Here is a 14835-nt window from a genome sequence, read left to right on the forward strand (position 1 = left end):
GGTGTCCGGAGACCTGGGGTGCACCCATCCGTGGTGCACCCCAGTACGGCAGACGGACTCACCATCCTTTTGTCAACGGACATCTGGTGTTGGCTCTGGCACGAAGTTTGGATGCTGTTGGTGATCTTGGGGTTAGTCGTCGGTCATGGCGCGGAAGAGTTGTTGAAGACGGCTCCGTGGTCGTCGACGCGGGTCCGGCCGGTGTTGGGCGAGTCGGATGATGCTGGTGCCGGCGGCGGTGAGGACGTGTTGGACGTGAGTCTTCGCGAGTCCGCGGTATCGGCAGTGGCGCAAACCGTGTGCATGGACGGTTTCTGAGACAGTGGCCTCGCATCCGGCGCGGAGTGCGTAGCGGCGTTTCCACTCGGGAGTCAGCTGCTGTGCTCGGTTCCGGTTCTGGATCTCCTGCAGCGGTTCCGGCAGCAACAGCAGGTGCCGGCCTTTGCCATCAACGTTTCCCGTGCACTGCTGCCGGACCGTGCAGGCGCGGCAGTCCGCCCGCCGGAACAACACCGACAGTCGCGGCTTGCCGTCCGCGACCGCCGGTTTCCACGGCGGACTGACCATCCCTTGTGGACACGTGACGGTCTCGGTCTGCCAGTCAACATGGAAGTCCTCCTTGGCGAAGCCGGGCCGTTCAACAGCACGCGGATCCTGACGAACCGGCCCGACAATCGTTATCCCATGAGCCATCGACGCCCGGTGCACCTTTCGGGCGTGACGTAGCCGCTGTCCAGGAAGTGCTCCGCCGGTGCCATGCGCCGACCGGCCAGCGCGGCATGGATCGCAGCAACGACGCTGATGTCCTGTTCCGGAGCCGGAGTTGTCACGACATGCACGATGACGTTCGGCCGTTCCTCGTCACAGGTCTCCGTCTGATGATCCTTGTATCCGACCCGTTCGACCTTGCCCGGCTTGTAACTGAACCGGGCCTGCGGATCGTGCGGGACACGACCTCCACGCCCGACCACGGCACTCGACAGGCTCCGGATCATCGTCGGGCGGCGTGCTGCCGAACCGCCACCGCGTCGTGCCCTCCCGGCTCTTGCGAGCTCGGGACAGCTTCGCCTCCCGCCATCGCAGCTGCCCGGACTCGTCAAACCAGCACTGCTGCACCCAGACCTGGCGCAGCACCTCGACAGCAGCCGCACCCGACCCGACCGCCGGCCCTGTCGGGCCGTAGACGGCCTGGAGCAAGGCAACACCATCAGCACCGACCAGCTCCACATACTGCCGCACCGCAGCCGCACCGGTCGGCTGCCGCTCGTGCCGCGCCGACCGGCCGTAACGCTCGGCCCAACCCGCCGGCATGACACCGGCCAGCCACACCTCATCCACCTTCGCCAAGGCCTCCAGCGCGGCGCGCATCGTCTCCGCGACCAACTCCACCCGACTCAGCCGACGAACCGCCGCCAGCACATGCGTGGAGTCCGCCCGCTGCCGTCCCCGCGCCCGCACCAAACCCGCCTCCGCGAGCCGATCAACCATCACCGCCAGCAGCCGATCAGCCCGGTCACCCTCGGCCAGCCGGTCCCGGAACTCGCTGAGCACCGAATGATCGAACCCGGGCTCGGTCAGCTCCATTCCCAACGCGTACTTCCAGTCGATACGACACGCCACCGCCCGCACCGCCTGCCGATCAGTCAGGTTCTCCGCATACTGCAAGACCGACACCAGCGCCAACCGGGCTGGCGCCACACCACGACGGCCGTCCACCGGAAACCAGCCGACGAAGTCGTCGTCGGTGAACAGGTCCTGCAGCCGATCCCGTATCAACATCGCCGGCGTGCCCTTCGGGCTCGCCGCCCACGCCACCCGAGCCGTCTCCACCGGAACACCAGAACCCGAACTATGACCCATCGACATCCTGCTATCCCAACATCGGGGCACCTCCGAGCCTGGCAACGACGCGCTGCAAACTGATCAACCAACCAAGATCACCAACAGCATCCGAACTTCGCGCCAGAGCCAGTATTCACCGGCCGCGGACACCCAGGAGCTTGAATGTCAAGCAGCGCCCTCAGTGAGGTGATGCGACCAGGCTGTCGTCTCGTCGTAGGGCTTGCCGGTTTTGAGGCATCCGTGGAGGATGCCGACGAGTCGGTTGGCGAGTTTGGCGCAGTGCGGCGTTGTAGTTGGCGCCGCGGGCGCGTTGCTGGTCGTAGTAGGCCCTGGCGCCCGGAGAGTTGCGCAGCGATGTAAACGCCTGCGTCATCAGGGCGTCGATGAACCGGTCGTTGTGCACGAACCGGGGCGGCGACGATCTTCTTCTTGCCGGAGGCGCGGGTGATCGGGCTGGTCCCGGCGTAGTTCTTGCGGGCCTTCGCCGACGGTGCCGGCGATGTCGTATCGGTATTTGGCGCGTGCATCGCCGCGTCAGCAACGACGACCGCACGCAGCCGCATGAACGTCCTCGACCGCCACGATGTGGACCGTGGACCACCAGCGCCGGGTGTGCACCCGGCCCTGCCCGTCGGCATGCGGTGAGCCCGCAACGCCAGCGCGCAAGTATTGGCCTACCCGGTAGTGCGTCCAGAACTTGCGGCTCTCCCAGCAACGCCTCTGCGGGAACTCGCGCGATATGTACCCGGCGGCGTACCGCGGCGCGAGCGCGGGCCACGGCTCGTACCATGTGGCGCTATGACGATCGGGGCGTGGGCGAACTCGCGTAGCGCGATGGTGTTGGCGGCTGGAGGCACGTGTTGGCTGCTGACCATCGGCTACTTGGCGGTTCAGCCGTTCGTCGCGGCGGCGTGGGTTGATCCCGGCTACAGCTTCGTTTCCAACACGATCAGTGACCTGGGTAACGCCTCGTGCGGGCCGTTCGTACGACCAGACGGTACCGAAGCGTATGTGTGTTCTCCTCGGCATGCGGTGATGAACACGGCGTTCATCGCGGTGGGGGCGCTGACGGCTGCGGGAGCGATACTGGCTCGGCGGTGGTGGCCGGGAGGCAGGGTCGTCACCACCGGGCTTGGCCTTGTCGCGGCGGCCGGCATCGGCGGTGTCATGGTTGGACTAGCGCCAGCGGACACCAATCTACCCCTGCATGCCGCAGGTGCGTTGCTTCAAGTGCCGGGAGCGGTGGGAATGCTGCTGCTCGGATTCGCGACCGACAAGACCGGCTGGCCGCGAATCTTGAGTCTGGTCTGCGGAACGACAGCGACAGCCGCGTGTGTGCTGTTCTTGGCCGGTGTCCACCTTGGTCTGGGCGTCGGCGGAATGGAACGCCTCGCATTCGACACCCTGACGGTATGGACCGGCGTGCTCGGCGCGGCGGTACTTCGCCGTACCCATCTGACGCACCGGACCGCGCCTGCAGGGGGCTGAGGCGACCGGAGTCCGGCCAGTCACGCGCGGCGCAAGGATCTCGGGCGAGAACCCGCCCAGGTCAGAACCCTGGGACACGCGGCGCGGACTCGCCACTTGCGCAGGGGGCATTGCCCGGCCTCATCGCTGCTACCGACCGTCGCCGCTGGGCTGGGGGCGTACGCCCCCAGCCCAGCAACCGCCTGGCGCGGTCGTGGTGTGTGGCGAGGACGTCGAGCCGGTCGACGCCGGGGTTGAGTTCAGCCGGCGAGAGGACCGGCTGATGACCGCAGCGGGGGTGCTCGCGCGCAGGAATGGACCGGACAGCCACCGAACGGCCTCGTGCTATTCCCGGCGCTGCCGGGCATGTGGAAGGCTTGCCGGCGTGGGTCAGCCAACCTTGCCCCGGTGCGCTTGTTGTGGTTTCCGAACAGGCTGCACCACCTGCCCGATCTGCTATTGGACCGATGACGGCCGCAGCGACGTGCACGACGATGTGGGTGCCGGCAGCCGCAACGGCGACCTGAGCCTCGCCGATGCTCGGCTCAACTTCAGCATCTACGGGGCCAGTACGCCCCGCTACAAGGACCTGGTCCGCGCGCCCCGCGCCGACGAACGACCCTAGGACCGGGCAGCGCTGCCGTCACGAACGACACTTGCGGCGGTGGTCTGCTGCAGCGCTCCGCGGTCTGCCGACGTCCATGCCGACCGACGACCGGGCGGCTGTTCCAGCTGCCGGCCGGGTTACCAGGCGTCGTGGACGGCGATGATGCGCCACCACGGGACCGTGACAATGAGACAGCCAGATCGCCCCGCCCGGTCTCGATACTTCCCTTTCTCCTCCAAGCTCGCGAGCAGCCCGGCTGCACACTCACGTCCAGGTCCGCTGCACCCACGACAGGCCGGGGGTTATTCCGCGAACACAAGTACCGCACCAACCACGAACCAGAGTCCGGCGATCGCGAGCATCGACCAATGGACGACCCTCCGTTTCGACACAACCTCCATGCCGGTGGCGAGCCGGGATGCCGACGGATCGCCTCCATCAGCCGTTCCGACTGACGCACCGTCTTCCGCCAACGCCACCTACCCTGGTCTCGCCGTGAATCCCCTGCCACCAACGCTTCCAGGTCGATGGTCCTGCCCGAGGTTGTCTGCAGGTAGACGTGTTCCCGCTCGACCCCACCCGCGCGGACGATTGCCGCGCGCGGGACAGTTCGTCGACAGATACGTGACCCGGATCTCACCGCCGGTGCCGTTGCTGAGCCTGGTCACCCGGTACTTGTTCGTCTGCGGCACACCCGCAGAGACGTTGTAGTCCATCCGGTTGGCGTAAGCGGTGCCGCCGAACGTGATCGTCGGTAACGCCTTGCTGCCGCCGACCTTGCCGGTGTGGGTGATGCTGGCCAGCCACAGCGACGGGCTCGTACCGTCGTTCGTCGGCGGGTACTGGTGCGTGAACGCCCAGTCGTCCACGTCGCGGTAGGCGCTACCGTCCCACACCTTCGTCGTGACACCCGTCAGCCGCTTCGCCGTCCAGAACGACGGCGCGACGTTCGTGTTGCACGGCGGTCTGGCGCACTTGAGGTCCCGCGGGGTATCCGGCCAGTTCGCCGCCACCGGGTTCGCACCGGACCAGCACGACGCCAGGCAGCGGTCACCGGTCGAGAAACCCATCCGCATCGGCGCTGGCGTCGACAGCGACCCATTCTTCCGCGTGCCATAATCCATGTGGTCCAGCACGACACCCCGTCGTACGCCGCGGTCGCGTTCGGGTTGCCGAACAGACCGGTGGCGTTGCCCTCTTTCGTGTACCAGTACGACATCGTGTTGCCGTGCGGGTCCTCGACATAGTCGAGGTTCCACCGCCACGTCCGGTGACACCACGACGACGCGAACCCGCCAACCTGGAAGCACGGCTCGTCACCCCGGTTGGCGAACACCGGGATCCGCAACGCCGAGTTCGTCTCCGGGTTCCCCGACACCCACCCAGGAATGCGGTTCAGTCCGAAGTAGTACTTGGTGCCATCGGTCGTTGTGAGCTTCCAGTGCTCGGCGAACTGGTCGCCGTTTGGTCGCACCGGTCAGCAGTTCGAACTTCGAACCGTCATCGCTGGCCAACCGCCACATGCCGGTCGCATCATCCAGGACCAGTTCACCGGAGTGTCCATCGAACACCACGGTGGCGTTCTGCGACCGCCAGCACGAGTCGCTGGTGGCGTTGGTGAAGTACGGCGCGTAGACCGGCTCCCCCGGCTTCCGACGTTCAACCACGCACGCAGCACGTCACCTTCACGGCCGATGACGTCGACCTTGCCGTCAGTGTCGAAGTCGCGGGCGACGAGGAGGTTGACCGACCCCAGACGCTACTGGAGAACACTCGCGCCGCCGCAGACACGACACCGTCGGTGGAGGTGTTGCGGTGGAAGTACATGTCGGCCGACGACCGCCATGATGTCGGGGTTGGTGTCACCGTCGTAGTCCTCCAACGGCAGGAACGCGCCGTACCCCGACCAGCCCGTGGACCAGATCGTCGACGCCCCGACGCTGAACGTGCGCCCCGGGAGAAACACGCATCGGTTGTATACGACATTTCTGGGTAAGTCGATTGTATCCGAAATCGGCATCTCCGTGGCAGTCCCGATGGTGCGGCGGGCGTAGCGCGCGGACTACCTCGTGAGGGTTAGCAGTAGCCGCGGACGGCTGATCGCGGTCGGGAACCCAGGCGGCACAACCAAATGCCGGGCACCTGAAACGGCGCGGTGCCGCCGCGTGACCGGTATGGCAGTGGAACCATAAGGACCCCAGCTGCGATTGTCGATGTCCGGGCACGGGCACGGCTCGCGCACGTGGCTTTCGGCCGCTCAGGGGGGTTCACACACCGCCGAATCAGGGAAATTGGGTGCTGCCCCCGATGGGGGGTGTGTGCCGTCGCGGGCATCGTGGACAGGGAGGCGGGGCCGGGTGACCCGGCGGCCGCCGTTGCATCGCCGCCAAGGCATCACCCACGGGTCATCGGGAGGCATGGGTGACGTTCTCCATCACCGCGCGGTATCCGACGAACCGATCCACCGTCCTCGTGCTGCGCGGGGTGATCGACTATGACAGCGCTCGGGTGCTACGCGCCGCGATCTCTGCCGCCGTCGCCCGCCGTCCCATGCCACGGCTGATCGTTGTTGACCTGCAAGCGGTTACGTCGGTCAACGACGTCGGGGTTGGCACCCTTGTCGTCGCCGGTCGGATCTGCCAGGACATCGGCATCAGCCTTGTCGTGCGTCACCCCTCGCCGGCTTGATGCCGATGGAGCGTAGGCCGTAATTGTCGAACGCATCCCGTTGCCGGGCGTTGGTGTCTGCCACACGCTCGTCACCGCCGGCCGGCAGCGCCTCGGCGTGGTCTGTCACCGCACCGGCCGCCGCGATCTGGTCGTGTACCACCCCGACGACCCTGAGCCCGCCGCGCACGCCGTGGTCCTCGGGACCGACGAGGCGCGCCACATCGGCGACCTGCTGGCCGCCACCGCCACCGTCGAGCACCTCGTCGAGCCGCGGGCACTGCCCGCCGGCATCACGGTCACCTGCATCCGCATCGCGGCCGACTCGCCCTACCACGACCGGCCGCTGCGAGACGTCTGTGCGCGATGCGATCCGAGTGTCTGCCTGGTCGCGGTCATCGGCGACGACCGGGTGGTGCCGGCCCCCGATCCGGCAGTCGTCCTCCACCGTGGCGACACCCTCATCCTCGCCGGCGATCCTGCGGCCGTCACCGAAGTGGCGGACCTCCTCGGGGCCGGCGGGGTCCGGACACCTGCGCGATAGCACGAACCGCAAACGCGACGGTCATGTCCGTGACCACACCGAACCCGCCGATCCTGACGGCGTCAATCGGACGCAGCTGCGCCGCGTGCAGCGTGTGTGTGCCTCACGGCGGAAGCAGCAGGTCGGCTGTGCGGTGCCGGTGCAGCCACGCATGGCTTCGTCGGTGAGAACGGGCCCAGACGTGCGTGAGTTCGGGGCCCGGGTGGGCCACTGTTCCTTGATCATTGTCCGTGAGATTGGGGCCCACCCTGCAGCAGGCTGCGGCGGGCGCTTCAGAACGGTGGGTCGGATCGCAATCCGCCGGTGAGCGCCGGGCCGGTCGGGTATAGGAAGGTCGGGAGGTCGTGGCTGGTGGGACGGGTCCAGATTCCGTGCTTCGGACACTTTGACTTCGACCTACGCGACCTTCAATAGGTGTCCCCGTCGATCCCGCCAGTCACCGCGCCAGGCTACCCAGATCCCGGCTGGGCCAGCTCGTGCAGCGTCGGGGACGATCGACGCGACGCGGCCAGGTGCAGTCGGGGTTCACGTAGCGTCATCGCGTGGGTTGGCCGGTTGCGCGGTAGCGCCGGGTTGTTTTGGCTTCCACGGTGGCGGCGGCAGCCGGTGACTCATCTGCTCGGTGAGCGCCGGCGTACGGCGGGTTTGGTGGCCGCGACGTGGGCGGCGATGGCCTCGGGCCCGGGCCTCGCGTCGCGACCGAGGGAGCGTACGAGGCGCGAGGCATTCCGGCACAGTCAGCGATCTCTGCCGGCGCCCCGCGTGCCAGCCCGGATCGGTGATGCCGCGGGCCATCGTCTCGGCCCGGCCACTGCCCGGGCAACCCCGCCCAGCGCCAACGCCTCAGGTGGAAATCTCAGAAGTCTCGCTGAACTGCACTAGCTCCTCCCGTAGGATTTTCAGCGCATCGACCGTCTGCGCCCGGACGATGTTCCACGTGTCGTCCCAGCTCGGTGAAGCATCATGGACGCCAAGGTTGCGTAGCGCAGCCAGCAGGCCCCCTCGCGTGCGACTATGCTGGAGGGCGTTGCGGACCTGCCGAATTCTGCGCAAGGCCGACACCGCCTCCTCGACGCGAGCCTGTTGGCTCGCAGGCAGCCGATGCCGCAGCACCTCAGTCAGCCGATCGAGGCTCCTGCTCGCCTTCTCTACATCGATGTCGGCCGGCAGAAGGGCGTCGCCGGGCCAGATTTGATCGATGACGTCCGCGAGCGCGCTCATCCGTGACTCGAACTCCTCCAGATCCGCGCAGTCCACCGCCAACGAGGCCGTGTTCTTCATTGACCCTGGTTTGCCGCGAAAGCGCTCGCGCTGCCCGAATGCAAGTCGCCATGCGAGATCGGTGACGTCGAACGCCTCGGGAACGCTCAGCGGCGGCAGTCGGGCCGGCCGCACCGGCTTAACCTCGACACGGCGTTGCCAGCAGGAGTGGCCACCGGCGGTGCAGCCCTCCGGCTCCTCGACTTCTTTCTGCCCTCGGTCGCAGAGCGCGCTGACCACGTCCCGCGACTTGATCCCGCCAGCATCAGTCACGCTGGTCACCTGCGGATGCAACAGGTGCGAACACACGAGATCCGCTGGCGGGAGGGCGCAGGAATGACACAACGGTCGGGAAGTCGGCGCGCTCAACAGCCCCTCGATCTCGACCCGTGCGGTCGCGTCTCCCGGTGCCGCAGCAGTGCAGAACAGGTCCCGCGATGACCGCCGTTCATCGTCTTTGTGGTCGACGGCTGCGCGCGGCATGACGACGGACAGGGCGGCGTAGACCTTGCCGCCAAAACCCAGGGGAGGCGCGGCCACCGAGGTCCGCGGCCACGGGACGGTCAGCGTCACGGTAGCGAATCCGCTATGGCGCACGTCGGCCAGGACCCGGCGCAGTTTCTGCGGCGTCTGGCGCGTCCTGGCCGGCCGGATCGGAGGGGAGGTTGCCCAGGATCCGCTTCTGCACGGAGGGCGGTGCGCCGGCGAGCAGGACAGCCCGACACCCGTGGAGTGCAGGGGCATACGCCCGCCGACGTGGTACAGCACCGGATCGGCGTCGTGGGCGGACAGCCGCTCGACCAGCAGCGCCTCGTCGCCGTCGCGTATGGCCAGAAGGACGTGCTGGCGGTGATGTGAAGAGGTCCTCCATGAACGGCATGGCGGCGGCCCGCAGGCCGTGGCCCGCACGGCGCCAGCGCGGCGATCTCCAGGAGCCGCAGGCCGATGGTGTACCGGCCGTCCTCCCGGCGTTCCAGCGCGCCGTCTCGACCAGTTTCCTGGCCAGGTGCAGCGTGATGCTGCGCGGTATTCCGGTCAGAGGTGCGTCAGGTCGGCCAGGGACAGGACCCGGTGCGCGGGGTCGAAGGCGCCCAGGAGCGCGAAGGCCCGGTTGATGACCGCGTCAATCTGCGCAGGCCTGCGGCCTCGCGGTGGGGCCGGTTCGCCGGGCGAGGTCGCTTGAGTCATGTCTGGACCCTGCTATTCCATTCAATGGCATTCATGATGCCAATATATGGCACCTGTTCCTACGATCGCTCCGTACCTACGGGCAGTGCCCGGCTGACACCCGAACCCCACTCAGGAGTGATCCATGAACGATCTGTCCAGCGACGTCACGCTGCTCGGCGGCAAGACGACCGGCATCGCCACTCTGCCCGATGAGGTGACGGACAAGCCCGTGGTGGTATTCGTGCACGGCGGCGGCGCCACAGCGAGGTCGTTCGACTACCGCCTGGTCGAGTTCGACACGCTGTGGACCGCCCGCCCGGACCTCGTCGACGAGTTCGCCGACGCGCTGCGCACCCGTTCGCCCTACGTCGATGCCGCCCTCTTCCCCGGTTCCACGCACGGCATCGCCGACAGCATCGCCGGCCACGAGTACTGCCTGCAGGTCCTCGGCTTCACCGAGAGCTGCGCCGCCGCCGTGAGCACCCCCCAACTCCTCGGCCGTTGAACGGCATCCGAAACGGAGCAGTCGCATGACCACGTCCGCCGAGAATCTCATCGACATCCACGCCCACTTCGTCACCGACCGCTACATCGAGGCCGCCCGGTCAGCGGGTCACCACCATCCCGACGGCATGAAGACCTGGCCCCGCTGGGACGCCGCCGAACACCTCCGGCTGATGGACCGCCACGGCATCCGCACAGCCGTGCTGTCGCTCTCCTCGCCCGGCGCACACTTCGGTGACCACGAAGCCGCCCGCCTGCTCAGCCGGGAGGTCAACGAATACGGCGCCGGGGTCAGACGGCGCTATCCCGGACGGTTCGGCCACTTCGCCTGCCTGCCCCTGCCCGACGTGGCGGGGTCCCTGAACGAACTCGCCTACTGCCTGGACGTTCTGGGAAGTGACGGAGTGGCCGTCATGACCAACACCCACGGCGTGTACCTGGGCGACCCGCGGTACGAACCGCTGTGGAGCGAACTCGACCGCCGCCAGGCGGTCGTCTTCGTCCACCCCACCTCACCCCCGTGCGCCGAGGCCGTGGACCTGGCACGACCCCGGCCCATGCTGGAGTTCATCTTCGACTCCGCACGTACCGTCAGCGACCTGGTTTTCGCGGGCGTCTTCAGCCGCCACCCCGCCATCCAATGGGTCTTCACCCACGGCGGCGGCGCGCTCCCCCTGCTCGCCGACCGCATGGAACTCTTCCGTACCGTCTTCTCTGGCACCGACCCTGCCGACGACACCTACCCCAGCGTCCAGGAACAGATCAGCCGCTCGTGGTTCGACATGGCCGGCACCCCCTTCCCGCACCAGATCCCCACCCTGGCCGGGAGCTTCGGCACCGACCGCATCCTGTACGGCAGTGACTACTGCTGGACCCCGGGGGCGGGTGTGGGCTCGCAGATCGTCTCCCTCCAGACGGCCGAACAGCCGTCGCCGGACACGTGGCGCACCCTGACCACCCGCAACGCCGAACGCCTGATGCCGCAGTTCGCCCGGAAACTGCCCGCCCAGTGCAGGGGCCGATGAACCCGCCCCTCCCTGACGAGGACCTTCGAGGCAAGCGTGTCCTGGTCGACGGCGGCGCTCTGCCCACCATCTAGCGTCCCCCCGCCGGCCGGCGGACGACCGGACGAAAGCCGTCCGACAACCGCCGCAGGCACCACCCGCAACCCGGACCACCCCGTGGTCCGGCCCAGCCCGCATCCACCAAGGAGACACCATGAACAGCACGCCAGCAGACATCCAGAAGACTCCGGCAGACATCCAGGAGCTTCTCGAGATCGAGACCATCAAGGGGATCATGGCGCGTTACGCACGATTCGGAGAGACCGCCGACTGGGCGTCCTTCCGCAAACTGTTCACCGAGGACTTCACCTACCGCGCCGACGCCGGGCCGCGTGCCTCGGCAGATGCCTCGCCCGTCATCGCCGTCGAGGGGCGGGACGCGTTCGTCGACGCCATGGAGAACCTCCTGGACGGCGTCGTGGCCGTGCACCAGATAGCCCTGCCCGAGGTCACGCTCACCAGCCCGACGACGTCCAGGGCCGTGTGGGCCATCCACGACTACATAAAGTCCCCGGGGGTGGGCAACTTCAAGGGCTGGGGGCACATCACCCAGGAGTACGTCAAGATCGACGGCGAGTGGAAGATCCGCAGCTCCCACACCACGCGCACCCTCGTCGAAGAGGAATGGCCGTCCTGAACGGCTGCCGCGACACACCCGGGCGGCAGCGCACGACGAGCCGCCCGGGGCCGGAGCGCGGAACATCGTCGCCCGGCACCGCCGATCGCCCCCCGCAGGAAGGAATCGACACCCTGTGACCGTCCTTGATGAACTGAGCCGCAGCCGCTACGTCAGCCTCACCACGTACCGCAAGAACGGCACGAGCGTCGCCACGCCGGTCTGGCACGCCGTGGACGGCGGTGAGCTGTTCCTCTCGACAAACCCGGACTCCTGGAAGGTCAAGAGGATCCGCAACAACGCTCGTGTCGTCGTCACGGTGTGCAGCGCGCGTGGCCGAATCGCAGAGGGCGCACCGAGCGCCGAGGGCACGGCGCGGCTCCTGGACCCCGCAGGAACCGACGACGTCCGCCTGCTGCTGGCCCGCAAGTACCTCGCGGTACGGCTGACCGTCTGGCTCCTCCAGGTCCTTCGACGTCGAAAGCGTCCCGCGATCGGGATCGCCGTGTCATTCTGACCCCAGCCACGACGGGGACGTCATTTGATTCCGAGCACGGACAGTTGCCGTGAGTTCTGCCGGCCGGGACGTCGCGGGGGACGGCTGTCCCGACCGGCCCCGGCGCCGGGTGCGGACCTGTGCGTGCCGAGGTTTCGTACTCGCGGAGCGCGTGCAGTAGGTGGGCTTGGTTCACGATCAGGGTCCGGTCGAGGAGTTCGGCTCGGCATGAGCGCACCCAGCGTTCCATGATCGCGGGCCTGCGCGGTATGCGGATGCTGGTCTTCACGATAGCGATGCCAGTGTCTACGAAGACCGCGTCGAAGGCGGTGGTGTACCTGCAGTCGCGGTCGCGGATCAGGTACTGCGCTGTGGTGCTGGCGTCGTGGAGATCCATGACTCGATGCAGGCCCGTGACCTCGGCCGAGAAACCTGGTTCGTAAACCGTCTGCCTAGATTGTGGGGAGGGTGCCGCCGTCGATGACGTGCTCGGCGCCGATGATGGAGGGTGCACGGTCCGAGCAGAGGAAGGCGATGAGTTCGGCCACCTCTGCGGTGGTCACCGGTCGGCCGAGGGGCATCCCTGCGGGGTACAGCGCGTCGGCGATCTGCTGCAGTACGGTGGCCTGGTCGGTTCCTGTAGCACGAGCGAGATGGTCGGCCAGTTCCTCGGTGGCAGGTGTTCGGATGAAGCCAGGGGCGATCGTGTTAACGCGGACTCCGCCGGGGGCGACCTCGGCGGCGAGTCCCTTGCTGTAGGCGGTGAGAGCGGCCTTCGCGGCAGACAGTGTGATGCTGTTCTGCGGCAAGCCGCCAGCCAACATATCCAGCCGTACGTTCGTCAGTGGCATCCGACGTTGGATGGTGGTGATGTGCAGCACGACGCCGTAGCCTGCCGCGAGCATGTCGGGCACGAAGGTGCGGTCGAGACGAACAGCGGCCATCAGGACAGTGTCTAGGCTCGTGGCCCACTGCTGGTCATCGAGGTCGGCGAAGCCGCCGGTGGCCAAGGTTCCGCCGACGTTGTGGATGAGGATGTCCAGACCGCCGAGATGGTCACGTACGTGACGCGCCACGGTCTCAATGCCGGAGGCGGTGGACAGGTCGGCTGAGACGAAGAACGGGTGCGCCGCCTCGGCCGGTGGGACCGTACGGGCCGTCACCAGGACGGTCGCGCCCGACTGGCGGAGACGAGCGGCCGTCGCGGCGCCCAGCCCCCGGGTGCCGCCGGTGATCAGGACACGTTTTCCGTGCAGGTCCTCGTGGGGAAGGTAGTCGTCGGGAGGGGAGGCGTGGGGCATTGCGATCCGATCTCTGTGCGCGTGAATATTGACGATCTGACTTTCCCGAGAGCGATGATCTTCGTCAGACGTTGCTGCTTTTTCTTTGCAGACGTGGACGATGTTGCGGGTCGCGGCGATGTTGGCGACCCGGCCGTCGTCGACCGGAGCGCAAGCACGGCGCGATCGCGCGGTGGTCGGGCAGCGCGAAGCAGGGAGCCGGCAGCTCAGAGCATCGACACTGCTCAGGCTGGCCCGGCCGAACAGCTCGAGCTGATGGTACGTTCTCGCGGTGCTTGAACTGGGCGAGAACGTTGAATGAAAAAGTAGACGTCGGTTCTGGCCAGAAGGGCACGCCGGCGAGCAGGAGACCGACTCTGTCCAGCGTTCCGGCGTCGAACGCGGTCGCCGGGTACGCGGACCACGCCGCTTGGCGGTGATCAGGCAAAGGGTCGCGCTCGTCCGTAACCGACGGGTCGATGCAGTGCAAGGTGGGCGGCTACTCCGCCCCGCGGAACAGCGTGCTGCTGCGCAGCTCGCGGGAGATGCCAAGCGCCGTCGCCCGCACGACCGGGACGAACTGCCGCGCGCTTACGTCCTCATCCGGAACGACGACTGATACCGCCGCCACGACCCGACCCCCGCGGCCGAGGACGGGCGCGGCGACGCTCAACCGCGGCCACGGCTCACTGAGTACGGTCGTCGCGAAGCCGTTCCGGCGCACATCGGCGAGCAGGCGCTCCCACTCCCCGACCGGCTCTCCGTCATCGACCGCTTCGAGATGGGCGCGGCGTCTCGCCGGCTCCATCGCGGCCAGGAACACCTGCCCGACACCGGTACTGACCAGCGGGAGCCGCCCGCCGACGCGGTACAGCACCTCACCGGCATGCCGGGCGGACAGCCGCTCCACCAGGAGCGCGTCCTCCCCGTCCGGCACGGCCAGCAGCACGTGCTGGCGGGTCACGTGGAACAGGTCCTCCAAGTAGGGCATGGCGATCTGCCGAAGGCCATGCCCTCGCGGTGCGAGCGACGCGATCTCCAACAGGCGCAGGCCGACGACGTACCCGCCGTCCCTCATTTGCTCCACGGCGCCGTTTGCCACGAGCTGGCGAAGCAGCCGCAGCACCGTCGACCGCGGAATCCCGGACCGCTCGGCCAGCTCCGTGAGGGTCTGGACGCGGTGCTCGCCATCGAAGGTGCCGAGCAGGGTAAAAGCCCGGTCGAGCACCGGCTCGCCCCGCTCCGGCTTGCGTCCACGTCGCCCCGCACCCGTTCCCACGTCACTCATGGACAACAGTATGCCATTCAATGGCATTCT

General features: G+C 67.7%; 16 protein-coding genes and 1 pseudogene. 8 read left to right on the forward strand and 9 right to left on the reverse strand.

From position 1 onward, the window contains the following. Nucleotides 1–132 precede the first annotated feature (132 nt). The 3 genes and pseudogenes from ACFPIJ_RS29015 to ACFPIJ_RS64590 form a co-directional block, all read right to left on the reverse strand. Nucleotides 133–693 carry a transposase gene (locus ACFPIJ_RS29015; protein WP_380119406.1) on the reverse strand — a complete coding sequence of 187 codons (561 nt, stop codon included), beginning with the start codon at nucleotides 691–693 and terminating at the stop codon, nucleotides 133–135. 168 nt (nucleotides 694–861) lie between these two features. After that, a complete protein-coding gene (locus ACFPIJ_RS29020) occupies nucleotides 862–1830 on the reverse strand; it encodes a transposase (RefSeq protein ID WP_380119408.1) in 969 nt (322 codons plus the stop codon). Nucleotides 1831–2007: 177 nt separating this feature from the next. Next, a pseudogene (locus ACFPIJ_RS64590) lies at nucleotides 2008–2330 on the reverse strand (IS110 family transposase); the annotation flags it as partial. Nucleotides 2331–2640: 310 nt separating this feature from the next. Between ACFPIJ_RS64590 and ACFPIJ_RS29025 the strand changes: the two are divergent. Next, nucleotides 2641–3330 (forward strand): DUF998 domain-containing protein, encoded by a 690-nt coding sequence (locus tag ACFPIJ_RS29025; RefSeq protein WP_380119410.1) that lies wholly within the window; start codon nucleotides 2641–2643, stop codon nucleotides 3328–3330. A gap of 262 nt (nucleotides 3331–3592) precedes the next feature. Continuing rightward, on the forward strand, nucleotides 3593–3934 hold the full coding sequence (locus tag ACFPIJ_RS29030) for a CPCC family cysteine-rich protein (protein WP_380119412.1): 342 nt from the start codon (nucleotides 3593–3595) through the stop codon (nucleotides 3932–3934). A gap of 461 nt (nucleotides 3935–4395) precedes the next feature. On the opposite strand, the gene ACFPIJ_RS29035 is transcribed toward ACFPIJ_RS29030, so the two are convergent. Together ACFPIJ_RS29035 and ACFPIJ_RS29040 are read right to left on the reverse strand one after the other, a co-directional pair. Beyond that, entirely contained in the window at nucleotides 4396–4992 is a 597-nt protein-coding gene (locus tag ACFPIJ_RS29035; RefSeq protein ID WP_380119414.1) for a hypothetical protein, read from the reverse strand. Nucleotides 4993–5232: 240 nt separating this feature from the next. Further along, nucleotides 5233–5583, reverse strand: a complete 351-nt coding sequence (locus ACFPIJ_RS29040) for a hypothetical protein (protein WP_380119416.1) — start codon at nucleotides 5581–5583, stop codon at nucleotides 5233–5235. 754 nt (nucleotides 5584–6337) lie between these two features. Here ACFPIJ_RS29040 and ACFPIJ_RS29045 point away from each other — a divergent pair. Together ACFPIJ_RS29045 and ACFPIJ_RS29050 are read left to right on the forward strand one after the other, a co-directional pair. Then, nucleotides 6338–6604, forward strand: coding sequence for an STAS domain-containing protein (locus ACFPIJ_RS29045; protein ID WP_380119418.1), 267 nt, complete (start codon nucleotides 6338–6340; stop codon nucleotides 6602–6604). Between the two features lie 34 nt (nucleotides 6605–6638). Further along, nucleotides 6639–7127 (forward strand): cation:proton antiporter regulatory subunit, encoded by a 489-nt coding sequence (locus ACFPIJ_RS29050; RefSeq protein ID WP_465252339.1) that lies wholly within the window; start codon nucleotides 6639–6641, stop codon nucleotides 7125–7127. An 843-nt stretch (nucleotides 7128–7970) separates the two neighbouring features. Here the strand turns inward: ACFPIJ_RS29050 and ACFPIJ_RS29055 are convergent. Beyond that, the gene (locus ACFPIJ_RS29055) at nucleotides 7971–9191 is read right to left on the reverse strand and encodes an IclR family transcriptional regulator domain-containing protein (RefSeq protein WP_465252340.1); all 1221 of its coding nucleotides are present in this window, start codon (nucleotides 9189–9191) and stop codon (nucleotides 7971–7973) included. A 231-nt stretch (nucleotides 9192–9422) separates the two neighbouring features. Then, a complete protein-coding gene (locus ACFPIJ_RS29060) occupies nucleotides 9423–9575 on the reverse strand; it encodes a hypothetical protein (RefSeq protein WP_380119422.1) in 153 nt (50 codons plus the stop codon). Between the two features lie 124 nt (nucleotides 9576–9699). On the opposite strand from ACFPIJ_RS29060, the gene ACFPIJ_RS29065 reads away from it, so the two are divergent. The 4 genes from ACFPIJ_RS29065 to ACFPIJ_RS29080 all read left to right on the forward strand — a co-directional run bounded on the left by ACFPIJ_RS29065 (nucleotide 9700) and on the right by ACFPIJ_RS29080 (nucleotide 12258). After that, complete coding sequence (locus tag ACFPIJ_RS29065) at nucleotides 9700–10062, forward strand: hypothetical protein (RefSeq protein WP_380119424.1); 363 nt, start codon at nucleotides 9700–9702, stop codon at nucleotides 10060–10062. A 25-nt stretch (nucleotides 10063–10087) separates the two neighbouring features. Further along, nucleotides 10088–11086 carry an amidohydrolase family protein gene (locus ACFPIJ_RS29070; protein ID WP_380119426.1) on the forward strand — a complete coding sequence of 333 codons (999 nt, stop codon included), beginning with the start codon at nucleotides 10088–10090 and terminating at the stop codon, nucleotides 11084–11086. Between the two features lie 193 nt (nucleotides 11087–11279). Next, nucleotides 11280–11762 carry a nuclear transport factor 2 family protein gene (locus tag ACFPIJ_RS29075; protein WP_380119428.1) on the forward strand — a complete coding sequence of 161 codons (483 nt, stop codon included), beginning with the start codon at nucleotides 11280–11282 and terminating at the stop codon, nucleotides 11760–11762. Between the two features lie 115 nt (nucleotides 11763–11877). After that, on the forward strand, nucleotides 11878–12258 hold the full coding sequence (locus tag ACFPIJ_RS29080; protein ID WP_380119430.1) for a PPOX class F420-dependent oxidoreductase: 381 nt from the start codon (nucleotides 11878–11880) through the stop codon (nucleotides 12256–12258). A 431-nt stretch (nucleotides 12259–12689) separates the two neighbouring features. Here the strand turns inward: ACFPIJ_RS29080 and ACFPIJ_RS29085 are convergent, their stop codons facing one another. Together ACFPIJ_RS29085 and ACFPIJ_RS29090 are read right to left on the reverse strand one after the other, a co-directional pair. Further along, a complete protein-coding gene (locus tag ACFPIJ_RS29085) occupies nucleotides 12690–13538 on the reverse strand; it encodes an SDR family oxidoreductase (RefSeq protein WP_380119432.1) in 849 nt (282 codons plus the stop codon). A 478-nt stretch (nucleotides 13539–14016) separates the two neighbouring features. After that, complete coding sequence (locus ACFPIJ_RS29090; RefSeq protein ID WP_380119434.1) at nucleotides 14017–14805, reverse strand: IclR family transcriptional regulator; 789 nt, start codon at nucleotides 14803–14805, stop codon at nucleotides 14017–14019. Nucleotides 14806–14835: the final 30 nt, after the last annotated feature.

The organism is Dactylosporangium cerinum (assembly GCF_042653625.1).
Taxonomy (GTDB): Bacteria; Actinomycetota; Actinomycetes; order Mycobacteriales; family Micromonosporaceae; genus Dactylosporangium; species Dactylosporangium cerinum.

Coding starts and splice junctions, on each gene's coding strand:
- ACFPIJ_RS29035 (WP_380119414.1), bottom strand. CDS start 4,992: ATGCGGATGGGTTTCTCGACCGGTGACCGCTGCCTGGCGTCGTGCTGG.
- ACFPIJ_RS29015 (WP_380119406.1), bottom strand. CDS start 693: ATGGCTCATGGGATAACGATTGTCGGGCCGGTTCGTCAGGATCCGCGT.
- ACFPIJ_RS29090 (WP_380119434.1), bottom strand. CDS start 14,805: ATGAGTGACGTGGGAACGGGTGCGGGGCGACGTGGACGCAAGCCGGAG.
- ACFPIJ_RS29085 (WP_380119432.1), bottom strand. CDS start 13,538: ATGCCCCACGCCTCCCCTCCCGACGACTACCTTCCCCACGAGGACCTG.
- ACFPIJ_RS29030 (WP_380119412.1), top strand. CDS start 3,593: ATGACCGCAGCGGGGGTGCTCGCGCGCAGGAATGGACCGGACAGCCAC.
- ACFPIJ_RS29025 (WP_380119410.1), top strand. CDS start 2,641: ATGACGATCGGGGCGTGGGCGAACTCGCGTAGCGCGATGGTGTTGGCG.
- ACFPIJ_RS29065 (WP_380119424.1), top strand. CDS start 9,700: ATGAACGATCTGTCCAGCGACGTCACGCTGCTCGGCGGCAAGACGACC.
- ACFPIJ_RS29070 (WP_380119426.1), top strand. CDS start 10,088: ATGACCACGTCCGCCGAGAATCTCATCGACATCCACGCCCACTTCGTC.
- ACFPIJ_RS29075 (WP_380119428.1), top strand. CDS start 11,280: ATGAACAGCACGCCAGCAGACATCCAGAAGACTCCGGCAGACATCCAG.
- ACFPIJ_RS29060 (WP_380119422.1), bottom strand. CDS start 9,575: ATGACTCAAGCGACCTCGCCCGGCGAACCGGCCCCACCGCGAGGCCGC.